This window comes from Candidatus Sericytochromatia bacterium, from assembly GCA_035285325.1.
GTDB lineage: Bacteria > Cyanobacteriota > Sericytochromatia > S15B-MN24 > JAQBPE01 > JAYKJB01.
The window spans coordinates 1-12,280 of sequence record JAYKJB010000018.1; the positions used below are offsets into that span (position 1 = coordinate 1).

Genomic DNA, 12,280 nt, shown 5'->3' on the forward strand with positions numbered 1-12,280 from the left:
CCCGGCCCTCGACCACGCTCCGGCCTCCGGGCAGCCGCAGCAGCCATTCGGGATGGCGTCTGGCGATCGCGCTACCGGGCTGCAGCATCAGGCCGTACTCGAACCAGGCCCCAGTCCTCAACCCCTGGCGGTGGGCCTGCCGAATCGCCTCGCGCAGTGGATCCGTCCAGGGTGGCACATAGGCGGGGTTGGAGGGGCCGTGGCGGCTGGGGAAGAACGGCCCGCCCAGGCCGTAGACGCCGAAGTACACCTCGTTGTAGCCGGAGGTTGCCACCCCGTGCAGCACCTCGTCCAGCGTGCCCGTATGGTGAAACAGGGCGCCCCCGTGCTGCGAGATGAACACCGCGCGCGTGTGCCGCGAGGGTACAGCCGGGTGGTCCGGGGCGTTATGCAGAAAGGGGGTGGCTGTCACGGCCAGTGCCAGCGTGATGGGGATGGCCAGGCGACGAAGCCGCACGGCCGATTGTGGGGCAGCGGGGGGAATGGAGCTCATCCGCACGGGCTAAGCGCAACCCCGAAACCGTCGAGGGGGTGCCGTTTGCAACGGAAGTCAAAGCCTCCAAACACCCGGTCGCGATTCCAGACGTGTTCACATCGGAAAATTTTTAGCGCCAAGCGTCCGCAGTCGATGGGGTGGAGGATGGTGGCGGTTTTCATGTCAATCCATCACTTACCCTCCATCCCGACCATCCTGACAACAGGGGCCCTCGTGCTCCGCTTCGACGATGTCAGCGCTGCCGATAGGCCGGGCACGCACAGACCGACCGATCGCCCTGTGCGTCTGGCCGTTTTTGCCTCTCGCGCTGCCTGCCGAGAAACGAATCCTTCGCGGGGCGGGTGACCGCTTGCGGGCCAGCCTAAGATCGCCTGAAGGCAGCGTTCTTTTGCCGCGCTGCTCGAACTGTGTCCAAAAGGGTTACTTTTTGTTTTGGGCCGGGTAAGCGAGGGAGGGCTGCTTGCCCGTGTGGCAATCCAGCGCTCGAGCGGTTCGATCATCCTTCGGCATACGCACCCCACCAGGTGCGTGGATCCCCGGTGAGGGTTTCTCGTGAGCAACCACAGCGCAGCGCAGGCGTGTCCGGCCTGCGGACGCACCGCACCCGCAGCCGGCCCTTGCGCGCAGTGCGGCGCAGACTTAGGTGCTTTGCAGGCCCTTTGGCGATTGCCATCCGTCCCAACCCCTTCCCCGCCTCGACCGCCAGGATGGCTTCGCCCGTGGGGCGCCCCCTTGGCCCTGGGGCTGACGATCGGGCTGCTGGCCGGTTTCCCTATCGGGCGGGGCTGGGCGAGCGGCCCCCCACAGGACCGTGTGGCCGAGGCCAATCGAACGCCTCAGCCCCCAGCCCTCGTGGAAGGAGTGGCAACGCCCACCCCATTGGCGACGCGGGACCTTCCGGTAGCGGCGATCGCCCCGGTCGGCGAACCGCGGCTGTATCGGGTGGTGCCCGGTGACACCCTCAGCGCCCTGGCGCTAGCCGCGTATGGGGACGAAGAGCGCTATGACTGGCTGATGCACGCCAACCCCGGGATAAGGCCGCGCGCCCTCCAGGTGGGAAGCCTGCTGAGAATTCCTCCGGCCCCGCCACCCTCCGCTGTCCCCCCTGCCATCAGGAGCATTCCATGAGCCTCGCCATCGGCATCGATCTCGGCACGACGAACAGCGTCGGCGCCTTCAAATTTGCCTCGCTGGAGGTCGTTACGGCCCCTGACAACGCCCCGCCCGAGCGGGTGCTCACACGCTCGGCCGTGGCCTATACGCCAGAGGGGGCGCGCGTCGGCCAGGAGGCGATGGCCCAGCTGGTGGCTGCCCCGGAGCGCGTGGTGGTCTCGGTCAAACGCATCGTGGGACGAGGGCACGCAGAACCAGCCGTGCAGGACTACCTGAAGCGTTTCGGTCACCTGAAGGTCGAGGCTCCGGAGGGAGGGACCGACCAGGGGCTCGCCATCCGAATGGGCAATCAGTGTCTCGCCCCGGAAGACGTCTCGGCTGCCATTCTGGCCAAGGTGCTCGCGAATGCCCAGACCTACCTGGCGAACGCCGGACGCCCAGGGGTGGCCATTTCCCGCGCGGTGGTGACGGTTCCAGCTTACTTCAACGACAAGCAACGCCATGCGACCCGCATTGCCGGGACGCGGGCTGGGTTGCAGCAAGTGGAACTGCTGCCGGAACCCACCGCCGCCGCCATTTCCTATGCCCACGACGCCGGGGATGCTCTGACCATTCTCGTCTACGACTTCGGTGGGGGAACCTTTGATGCCTCGCTGATCACGGCTGCAGAGAACACGTTTATCGAAAGCGCGAAGGCGGGTGACCTCTGGCTCGGAGGCAACGATGTGGATCTGGCCCTGGAGGCGCACGTGTTGCAGGTCGTGGCCCGAGAGGAGGGCGTTGCCGACATTCAGCGGCTGATCACGCGCTTGCCCGAAGGACACCGGCGGCGGTTCACCGCTGACCTGCGGCAGGCTGTCGAGCAAGCCAAGATCGCCCTCAGTGGGGTCGAACGCACCATGGTCAGCCCTGCCACGCCCCTGCTCGATGAGAGCGGTATGCAAATCTTGATTGAGGTGCCGCTGACCCGCGCGGACCTGGAGACCCACATTGCCTCGCTGGTGGATCGGACCGTGGTGATTTGCCAGCAGATGCTGACGGAGGCCAATTTTCCGCTGGAAGCCCTGGACCGGGTGCTGCTGGTCGGTGGTTCGGCTCAGATTCCGCTCGTGCAAAAACGGATGCGCGCCGCTTTCGGCGACCGGGTGGTGGTTCACCCTCGCCCCATGACCGCCGTGGCCGAAGGCGCTGCCATCGTGGCAGCCGGACTGGTCGAGAAAGTGGGCACGGTCTCGCGTGACTACTTCATCCGCCTCATCGACAATCCTCGTCACTGTGTGGTTGCGCGCAATGAGGTGCTGCCGGTGCGCAGCAGCCACACCTTCGTCACGGTGGCGGACGGGCAGCGCCTGCTTCATTTGCGCTTTTTCAATCACGACCATGTCGCTGGTCTGGATGAGCCGATCGGGGACATGTGGCTTGGGCTCGACAAGGCCTATCCGAAAGGCACCGAGGTGCTCGCCCTGTTCGACCTGGATGAAACCTGCAGCGTTCTCCAGATCACCGCGAGCCTGAAACACAATCCGGCGGTCAAGGTCAGCCGCACATTTTCCCGAGGCAAGGCCGACGAGGCCATTTATCAGGAGCTGGACGGCCTGCTGAAGCAGCTCGGAGATGGCAGTTTCACCCAGGTGGGCGTCGAACGCGGGTTGGACATTGCGGTGGACGTCGTGCAACGCGCGAACCAGGTGGTCGACGAACGCACCGACCAGGTGCGCCCGGAGGCCCTTGCTGCCTCGCAGGGAGCTGTGAAAAAGCTGCGCCAGTTCGTCTCGCCCACCATCAACGAGGCGGAATTGGCACGCAACATGCTCCGGCGCCTGCTTTCGTTCGCGGAGGACATGCTGCCGGCCCCCACGCGAAAACAGGCAGACGACCTGATTGAGCGCTTCGAAGTCGCGCTTGAGGAGGCGGATGAGCCTGCCCTGAAGCGCCTGACCGAGGAAACCGAACGGCTGCTGGAGGGGCTCCCTCCGGAGGTCCGGTTGGTCTGGGCGGCCTTGGAGAGTTGCAGACACGCCAGCCAGGTCAACCCCCAACAGGCCGCGGCTTATCATCGGCAGCTAGAGGAGCTGCGCGACGCGGTTCGGCAGGGACGGGGAGACGAAGCCTTGAGGCTGTTCAAGGTGTTGAGCGAGGCCGCGGGCAATGCCCGCGAGGATGACACGCAGGTCATCACCGACATCGGTCGAGCCCGGTAAGCCAGCGTGGCGAAACACCTCCGGGCGCGTGATCACCTGGCCCAAGCGCTCCAAGCGGTCGAGCAGGAGCGCTGGCGCGAGGCTGCACGCCAGCTTTACAAGGCGGAAAAGGCCTGGCCGGAACCGCCGGATTTCTTGGCACAGACCTGGCGGCGCTGGCGCATCGGGGGACTGCTAGGCCGTTTGGCGCAGGAGCGGGCGAACATCCTCAGCCGGGCGATCGACGCCTGTGAGGAGGAGGCCCAGCCACGCCTCGCGCAACTGGCCACTGACCCCCACGCCTCCGAGTCAGCAGCCGCGCTGGCGAGCGTGGTACGTGATCTCGGCTGCTGCGGCGAGGCCGCCAGGGGAGAGGCGATCAGGCAGCGCGTCGCCGAATGGTCGCGGGCCGCCAAGACTTACCAGAGTGCGGTGCAGCTGGGCGAACTGGCCTTGCGCGGCTTGCGTTTCCGAGATGCCACTGCCGCCTATTCCGCGGCGGTCGAGGCGTTTGCCACCCCCGAGGCCTTGCAGGGCCAGCAGGCGAGTCAGGCGGGCCTCGCGCAGGAAGCGCAGTTCGACCAGCAGCTCGCGCAGGCCCAGCAAGCCCTGCAGCAAGGTCATCCGCTTACGGCCCGGGCCTGGGCGACCTGCGCCCATCACACGCTGGCACGACCGGAGAGCCGGGACCTGCTGAGCCAGGCCAAGCGTCATGAGATGGCCCGTGGCCACCTGCTCGATGCGCTTCGTGCCGGGCAAGCGGGGGCCTGGGCGCGGGCGGAGCGCGCCTTCGGCGCCGCTGAGGCCCTGGTACCAGCAGACACTCGATGGGCTGGTCAGTTGCGCCAGCGGCAAGCCGCGATGGCCATGCGGCGCGGCCTGCCCGAGCGGGCCGTGGAGCATCTTCAAGGGGTGTCAGGGGCAGAGGGTGCCTATGGTTTGGCGCTGGCCCAGCTGGGCCGTTATCTCGAGGCGGGCGAGTACCTGACCGCCGCTGGCGAGTTCGAGCAGGCCGCCTGCGTGCGTGCCCATGCCGCCCGCCGCAGTTGGCAGACCTTCCAGGCGATGACCGAGTGCGTCGCACGCCGGGCCTGGGACGATGCCGAGCAGGTGGCGCTGGCGCACCTGACGATCGAGCCGGATGCCGCGGTGCAGGCGGCTCTAGACGAGACGATTCAACCAGGGCGAAGCCGCCAGGGCTGGGACCAGGCAACGCCTTCGGAACGGGTGGCCCTGAGCCTGGCGGCGTTGCAGTATGCACCCGGTCCGATGCCGCTGCACAACTGGTTCGTGGCCTTGGATGAGGCACGTGGGGGTGATACCGCACATATGGCGGACTGGCTGGTGGCGACGGCTGCGGTGGTGGCCAACCTGGGCCAGTCTCCGGCCTTCGAGGGGCCCCATCGCGCCTGGCTTCCCGCTGACCGGGAGGCCATCCGATGCCAGTTGCGAGAGCGGGTCGAGCAATTGCTGGATGCGGCGCGCGAGACGGCCCCTAACAGCGAACAGGTCTGGCGGGATGTTTGGCGCGTGGAGGTGGGGGCGCTGGGGCTCGCGGACACCGGGCAGCGGTGGCCTCAGCTGGCGGGGCTCAATCTTACGCCCGGGCTGTGGCACAAGCTGGGTACCCCCTCCGAGGCCAAGCTCCCGGAGTGGGGCCACACGCCTGAACAGCGGGCCTTCGCGACCCTCTACTCCAGCTGGGCCGAGCCGATAGGCGCCTGGCTGGCGCGCGACGCCGCGCGCGTCACCTGCTTCAAGGAGCTGCCCACCGCGGGGATCGGGCCTGAAGGGGGCCGGCCCTTTGCCCAAGCGGTGGTGGAGGTCGAATCGGCCTTGGCAAGCCTGGAGGCCGGGGACATGCGGGCGTTGGGCGCGGTGCAGCCCCACCGGGAGCTTATCTTGGCTCATTCCCCCTGGCGCGAGGCCGTCGATCGCCTGGCTGAGCAGCTGGCCCGGCAACGGGAGGAAGAGTTCGACAGTGACAGCTTCAGCCAGATGGTACTCGCCTGGCGGGCGCTCACGGGAGCTCCTGCCGCCACCGATTGGTGTGTGCGGCATGCCGTGAGCAACCTTGCCAGGCGCCTGGACGCCGATCAGATTTCCGAAAGCGAGGGCCTTCGGCAGGCCGAGGACCTGTTGAAGGAATATCCGGGTCACGCGCTGGCTGTGGACCTGAAACGCCGAATCTCGGACAGCCTGATAGCCGAGCGGATTGAAGCGGCCATGCGACGGAATGATTTCGCCGGTGCCGTGTCCATGGCCGTGCGTGAGGGCAGCCCCAGTCTGCGGGCCCGCATCGCGGACGTGTTTTTAAGCATCTTGCAAGACAACATGCGCGGCATGAATCCATATCAGCTGCGCCAGTGGGTGGGCTGGTTATGCGAATTACAGCCCGACAACCCCATCTACCGAGAACTCCAGCGCAAGGTGCGCTGAACAGGAGACTGGCCGTGAACCCTTACACCATCCTGGACATCCCCCCTGGGGCCGACAACGCCACCGTGGCCAAGGCCATGGCGAGTGCGATGAAGGCCCGTCGCTATCCCGCCCATATCCTGGCGGATGCTCAGCGTACGCTTCTCTCAAGCGAACGTCGGCTGCTGGCTGATTTCCTGCTGCCGGTGCTGCCCGCTCCCCGTCGTCTGGCCATCCCGGTGGAACCACCCTTGCCGCCGACGCTGCCGGCCTGGCCTCACGAGAATCTGGATGAGCTGGTGCGCGCCACCGAGGCCGCCATCGCGCGGGATCTGGCCCTCTCCCAGGCAGTTCCCGGTGGAGCCTCCCTCAGCTCGTTCGAGGTCACCCCGTGAATTCACGTGCCATCGACGCCACCACCTATGACGTACTCTTGGCCTCGGTTGCATCTCTGATCAAGGCCCGTGTGGCCGGTGAGCAGGCCTTGCGGGAGGCGCATAAGTCAGCCGGTGAAAGCCTGGCTGCCTTTTGTCTGGAACTCTTGGCCGTGCTCGACATGCTCGACGCCCAGCTGACCTTCCTGGCTGCTCAACCGCGAGAAGCCCCCTGGCCGCGCTTGGAACGCAACCTGAGCGTGAGCCGCAACAAACTCGCGGCGGCGCTGGCGGCCCGGGGAGTGACGCCGATCGACGTGACGCTCGGTGAGAGTCCAGATTATCGTGTGTGTGTGGCAGTGGAACGACGCGCTGGGGGCAGCGAAGCCGGGGAACGGGTGGCCGAGGTTCTGCGCAGCGGTTGGGCGATCGGGGCGGACGTGCTGCGCGCGGCGGAAGTGGCGATCGCCGTGGGCGACGGTGGATAGTGGCGCGCTTTTTGCAAATTAATATCAAATTTCGACGTTTAGAAATGGATAGGATGGGGCCCGACACGCGCGAGCGGGCCCCGGGGCCCGGAGCAGAAAGCGGTCCACAGGATGAAGATCATCACCCCGCCTGCCTTCACCAACGGTCTCCGAGTGCCGCTTGCTCCCGAGGCCAGCCCAGCCCACTTCAACAACTTAATGGCCTTGCGTCGTTCGCTCATCTGGCTGGCCCTCGGCGTCTGTCTGGAGCAGGCCCTCAGCGTGGGCGTCCTCGTCTGCGACGCCCTGAGCCGCCTTGGCCTCACGCTGCTGGCCTGGGGCCTCATCGCCAAGGGGGCCTGGGGGACCTTTTTCGGCTCGTTTGAGACGTTGCTTTTCGCCTGGTCCGAACGAGACAAAGCCCGCCATGCTGCCGAACTTACCTCCGAGTCGTTGAGGGTGACAGCCGGTTCGCGGGTCCACGCCGCCTTGGCCCGCTTGCCCCGACGCGATTTGCTGGGGCGTTACTGCCCGTGGACCCCTGTGGGGCGCAGCGAGGCGCTGCTGGAAGGCGCCTTGATCAAGGCCGGCTTCTGCATTGCGCGCGATCTGCAACCCGGTCGGGGTGTCATCATTCCTCAGTACGAGCTGTTGGAGCTGGGCTGGGGCGATTGGGGCGGCAAACAAACCGGTGCCAAAAATTACGTCGCGGATTTTGCCTACATCCATCCGGGCCTCAACCTGCATCTCGACATCGAAATCGATGAAATGGACAAAGGGGAACGGGGGCGCCGGCGCGACCAGGTCTTTCTGGAGCGTGGCTGGCTGGTGGTGCGGGTGACCGAGGCGGAGGTGTCGCTCGACAGCATCGGCGTGGCGCGCGTGCTGCGTGAGTTGGTCGCGGCGATTGAAGCCGACAACGCAGCGGCGGTCGAACGCTTGCTCGCCCGGGCGGCCTAACCAGGCAACCAGCGCAGGAGTTGCCGCAGGGCCGCGCGCACCCCCGCCCGCCGAAGCTCAGAAGTGGCCACCCAGCTGGCGATGGGGGGGCTCACGCGGTAGTAAAAGCGAACGAACAGGCGACCCGCCGCGTGGTGGGCCAGCACCTCGTCACGCCAGCGTCGCAAACGCTGCACCTCCCGCATCTCGGAGCAGCCGTAAGCGGCCGTGGCAATGAAACACCCGCTGTCGGCAGGCTTAGCCGCTGGGGCAGGCGCAGGCACGCCCGGGGCAGGGGCCGACGGGCGCTTGGCGTTGCTCGTTTTGGCCGGCTGCGAGGGCGTTCCGAAGTGGATCTGGGCGTTAGGACTCTCCGGCCCTCTCAGGTTCGCAAGGGAGGCCTTTGTCCCAAATGTGATGGCTTCATTGAGGCCCGCGCGCGGGGCTTGCCCCGACGAGGAACGCGGGGCGTTGGTCTCGCCGCGTTCACGCATCTTGTCGGCATCACCGGGACCTTGTTTCCAGCGCCAGAACGGGGAGCGCTCCCCCTGACCCGGCGCCAGCAAGCCGTCCTTGAGTTGCTGGGCTTCGGTCTCCCCGCCGGCCAGCACCCGCAGTTGGGCTGGGTGTTCCAGCACGATTTGGGGCGTGTCTTGATAGCGCTGGGCGAGGCCGGTCACGGTGACCCACTTACCCACGAGGGCCTGCGGGTCACAGTCGAGGTGCTCCAGTCCCTCCGACCACATCACCAGACGAAACACCGGACCCCGGCGCCAGTTGCCGAAGGTGATGAAGATGTAGGGGCGCGACTCTCGCGTGCGAGTCAACTTCTGCGAGACCTCGACCACCAGACCGAACAGCTCGATGGTGCGGCCCTCGCGTGCCAACAGGGCCGCTACGTCCGTCGCCCAGATGCCTTCATATTGGCGCGCATAACGTGATACCTGGAGCTGGATGGTCTCGTTGGAAATCTGACCCGCCAGAAATTCCGGCAGCGTGGGTAGCTTGTCGATTGGCAGCTTGCATACGCGCACCACGTCTTTCAGACAGGGCTCCTGCCTGGCCAGTGCCTGAAATTCGCGCAGAGCCGGGGAGGCGTCCGGATGGATGAAATCCGCCGCCGAGAGCACCAGGTTTTCGCCCGTGTTGAAGCGCCAGAGGTTCTGATCGCAGGCCAGGGCCAACAGCGAGGTGTAGATGATGATCGCTGAGAAGCGATCCATCTCGGGGCCGAAGTGCGCACCGTCCCGTTGCGGGTGCTGGTAGTTGACGTGCCCTCGCTCGCTTCCATTGCCGCGCGCCATCCCGGGTACGAACATGCCGTCGTAGTCGATCAAACGAAGGGTGTCGTCGACCACCATGATGTTGCCGTGTTGCAGGTCGCCATGGGCTGCTCCCAGCTGGCCGAGGGCCTCGACCGCCTGCCGGAAGTCTTCGGCTAGCCTCCGCAGGGCCGCCGCATTCCCCACCAGGCCATCGACGTGTAGGCCCAGCGTCTTGCCCTTCAACCAACCCATCTTGACGATCGGATAGTGCTGCCCATTCACCCGGATGCCGCGGGGTTGATAGTCGAACCCTTCAAAATAGGCTGACCGCGCCATGCGCAAGAAGTGGCTGATGGCCTCGTTTCGCTGCTGACCACCCGGCACCTCTGCGTGAAAACAACGCACCGCCCAGTCGCCGCCAGGTTGCCCCTTGGCTTGCAAATGGAAAGTCAACGCGAAGCCCCCGGCTCGGGGCCACGGGACTCCCAGGGGGGTCCTCTCAACGGCGGCGCGTTGCAGCTCGGGGTCTGAAAAACAGCTCGCCGGGTTCTGAACAGCCGTGTTGTAATCCGTGAGCGCTGGATACTTCATCAGCCGCCGCCCGCGTCATTTCCGTGGCTGAGGCGCAAGCTGATCACCGCCACGTCATCATTTCTCAGGGCTTTTTGACTGCGAGCGCCTTCGGCCCACGTCGTCAGCGCAGCCGCATCCGGCAAGGCCAGTAATTCCCGCCAGGGTTGTCTGCCAGCCGCCCATTCTGCCAGGAACCAGCCAGCCACCGCATCCGTCATCAGGAACACGTCGGTGTGACCGGGTTCCAGCGGCACCTGCCGCGATGTGCCCTGCCTGCCGGGGGCCGCCTCGTTCTGCTCGGGAACGGTGCTGATGAGATAGGGGCGCTCGGGCAAGTCTGCCACCTCGCTGAACGGGAAACACGACGCGACCTCCCCGTGCACCCAGGCCACGCAAGCGTCACCCCAGGCGAACACCTCAAAGCTTTCCGCGGCGGGGTCGATGACCACCCCGGCCAATGCCGCGTGCGAACCGCGACGTAGCTTCTCCAGGGCGTGCCAGGGCAGGCGGGGGAGGTCGAGTTGCTGCATAAAGGCTTGGCGTGCCGCCAGCAGCCAGGGTGGCTCCAAGGCCCTCGCGGGATCTTCCACGAAACGCTGAGCCAGAATGCTCGCCCACAGGCCGGCAAAACTGGCTTCGGAGGCCCCGTCCGCCACCGCGAAAGACAGCCCGTCGGCCGCCGCGGCCCAGCGGTCCTCACATTCTTCGGGTTGATTCCCTGCCTTGGGCGTCGAGGCCGCCAGCAGACACGCCACCGAAATCGGCATCAGCGGGCGTCGTTGGCCGGGCGCGTGCCGATGGTGAGGAAGCTGACCACGTCGGTAAAATCCGCGTTGTAACCATAGCCCCGAGTACCGGACACCCCATTGTAACCGGCATTTTGAGCTGCTCGCAGCATCTGCTCGGGCAACGCGCTCGACATGCGAAACAGGCGCCGGGCGTCGGCGCAAGGCAGATCGCCCTCGTTGCTCGGGAACAGCACTTTCATTCCAGCCGCCCCGCTGATGTGCAGGTTGAAGAGCAGCACGTTTCCATCATAGGTGGCCAGCTGCTTGATCAGCTCGGCCGTGGGCTCGGGGTCGCCGTCGTTTGCCTCGCCATCGGTGATGTGAATGACGATCGGCGGGAACGATTGGAGGTGGCCATCGGCCCATTCCTTGATGGCATTGCCCGCCATGCTGAGGGCCGCGCACATCGGGGTGCCGCCGTCGGCGACCGGTTCGAACCAGACCGGGAACTTCACGCTCTGTTCGATGATGCCCCCCGCGCCATCGGGCACCTTCACGGTGCGGTCTTCCACCCGCATGGGTTGACGCTCGATCTCTTGGATGGATTTGAGGACACCCCCAGGAATGAAGGCCAGCGCATCACGACACCCGCTGCCGCCGTAACCGATCACGCCCACATCGAAGTAGTGACGGATGCCTTCTTCCTTCGAACACTTGGTCACGAGTTCCATCAGCACCCGATTGATCGCATCGCTGAGCGCTTGGGCTTTGGTTTTGGTCTCCATCCAGCGATCGTTCATCGAGCCTGACTGATCGATCACGAATAGAAACGCGGTGGGGCTCCTGCGGCTGATTTCGGCAGCATAGGGCATGTTGAAAGCTCCTTTTTGAAATGAAGACTTGGCGGGTCCAAACGATGGTTGGGGTTTGCCCAGCGTGTTGTTCAGGGCTGCCAGGGCGATTTTCGAGATGATTTCCGGGTTGAAGGTGACCGCCCCCTCGGGCGCAAGCCAAGCCACCAGGCAAGCCCATTTGGGCAAGGGGGGCACGGCATCCTCCACATCGCGCGTGATCGCCTGGATGCAAGGATCGAACTCCCAATCTTCGCGCCGCTTTCGTTTGTGGCGTCGCGCGTAGTCAGATGCGATCTGTCGCATTCCCGCATGGTCGCGTTCGGTCCAGAGCGCGTGCGGGCTTTGCAGCATCCGCATCACGCATTGTCTGCGCAGTTCGCTGAAGTGGGGCAGTGCCACTTCGGATACATCAGGTGAATACATCCCTCTCCCCTCGGCTGAGCCTCTGGCAGCGCGGCTGCGACAACAACGTGAAGCGCTCGCGCGTCACGCCTGTTTTTCAGATGAGGTGATTGTGAAGGGTGGATGGTATCGGAAAGTGCGATTAAGTGGTGGCGGGAAAATTTTTCAGCAGCCATCGGGATTGCTTTCCTCCGCTCGCCGATCTGCAGCGCGAAGCGATCTGGCCTTGGTATCCGTGACACCGATGTTTAGGCTGAGCCCGTCTCGAACCTCGCCAACTGATTGGAGACCCGCCAAAGGGGCCGCGTCCTAGGTCCAGGCCCCTCCCGCTACGGCGTCGCGTTAATCCGCGAGTTCGATCCGCAGTTTCCGAAACTGCCCCAGGCCGTACACCAGGTTGGTGAAGGCCAGCGGGTCATGGCGCCCCGTGTTGACGTCCGCGTCAATCTCGATCTGCAGGAGTTCCTGCTC

At 65.6% G+C, this 12,280-nt stretch carries 10 protein-coding genes; 6 read left to right on the plus strand and 4 right to left on the minus strand.

The features are described from left to right. Window positions 1-457, minus strand: a 457-nt coding sequence (locus VKP62_02960) for a family 10 glycosylhydrolase (GenBank protein ID MEB3196141.1), incomplete at its 3' end; no start/stop codon positions are given. 771 nt (window positions 458-1,228) lie between these two features. On the opposite strand from VKP62_02960, the gene VKP62_02965 reads away from it, so the two are divergent. The 6 genes from VKP62_02965 to VKP62_02990 all read left to right on the plus strand — a co-directional run bounded on the left by VKP62_02965 (window position 1,229) and on the right by VKP62_02990 (window position 8,008). Further along, a complete protein-coding gene (locus VKP62_02965) occupies window positions 1,229-1,624 on the plus strand; it encodes a LysM domain-containing protein (GenBank protein MEB3196142.1) in 396 nt (131 codons plus the stop codon). Further along, complete coding sequence (locus VKP62_02970; GenBank protein MEB3196143.1) at window positions 1,621-3,810, plus strand: Hsp70 family protein; 2,190 nt, start codon at window positions 1,621-1,623, stop codon at window positions 3,808-3,810. Before VKP62_02965 ends, VKP62_02970 begins: the two co-directional genes overlap by 4 nt. A 6-nt stretch (window positions 3,811-3,816) precedes the next feature. Next, window positions 3,817-6,228 (plus strand): hypothetical protein, encoded by a 2,412-nt coding sequence (locus tag VKP62_02975; GenBank protein ID MEB3196144.1) that lies wholly within the window; start codon window positions 3,817-3,819, stop codon window positions 6,226-6,228. A 14-nt stretch (window positions 6,229-6,242) separates the two neighbouring features. Continuing rightward, a complete protein-coding gene (locus tag VKP62_02980; GenBank protein ID MEB3196145.1) occupies window positions 6,243-6,602 on the plus strand; it encodes a hypothetical protein in 360 nt (119 codons plus the stop codon). Next, entirely contained in the window at window positions 6,599-7,069 is a 471-nt protein-coding gene (gene grpE, locus VKP62_02985) for a nucleotide exchange factor GrpE (protein ID MEB3196146.1), read from the plus strand. Before VKP62_02980 ends, grpE begins: the two co-directional genes overlap by 4 nt. Before the next feature lie 111 nt (window positions 7,070-7,180). After that, complete coding sequence (locus tag VKP62_02990) at window positions 7,181-8,008, plus strand: hypothetical protein (GenBank protein ID MEB3196147.1); 828 nt, start codon at window positions 7,181-7,183, stop codon at window positions 8,006-8,008. On the opposite strand, the gene VKP62_02995 is transcribed toward VKP62_02990, so the two are convergent. The 3 genes from VKP62_02995 to VKP62_03005 all read right to left on the minus strand — a co-directional run bounded on the left by VKP62_02995 (window position 8,005) and on the right by VKP62_03005 (window position 11,830). Next, window positions 8,005-9,705, minus strand: a complete 1,701-nt coding sequence (locus VKP62_02995) for a CFI-box-CTERM domain-containing protein (GenBank protein MEB3196148.1) — start codon at window positions 9,703-9,705, stop codon at window positions 8,005-8,007. The genes VKP62_02990 and VKP62_02995 overlap by 4 nt on opposite strands. Before the next feature lie 137 nt (window positions 9,706-9,842). After that, on the minus strand, window positions 9,843-10,592 hold the full coding sequence (locus tag VKP62_03000; protein ID MEB3196149.1) for a protein phosphatase 2C domain-containing protein: 750 nt from the start codon (window positions 10,590-10,592) through the stop codon (window positions 9,843-9,845). Continuing rightward, window positions 10,592-11,830: a vWA domain-containing protein gene (locus VKP62_03005; GenBank protein ID MEB3196150.1), complete on the minus strand. Its 1,239-nt coding sequence runs from the start codon at window positions 11,828-11,830 to the stop codon at window positions 10,592-10,594. Before VKP62_03005 ends, VKP62_03000 begins: the two co-directional genes overlap by 1 nt. Window positions 11,831-12,280: the final 450 nt, after the last annotated feature.

Excerpts from the sequence above, each read along its gene's own strand:
- VKP62_03000 (MEB3196149.1), bottom strand. The coding sequence starts at position 10,592 with ATGCCGATTTCGGTGGCGTGTCTGCTGGCGGCCTCGACGCCCAAGGCA.
- VKP62_03005 (MEB3196150.1), bottom strand. The coding sequence starts at position 11,830 with ATGTATTCACCTGATGTATCCGAAGTGGCACTGCCCCACTTCAGCGAA.
- VKP62_02970 (MEB3196143.1), top strand. The coding sequence starts at position 1,621 with ATGAGCCTCGCCATCGGCATCGATCTCGGCACGACGAACAGCGTCGGC.
- VKP62_02990 (MEB3196147.1), top strand. The coding sequence starts at position 7,181 with ATGAAGATCATCACCCCGCCTGCCTTCACCAACGGTCTCCGAGTGCCG.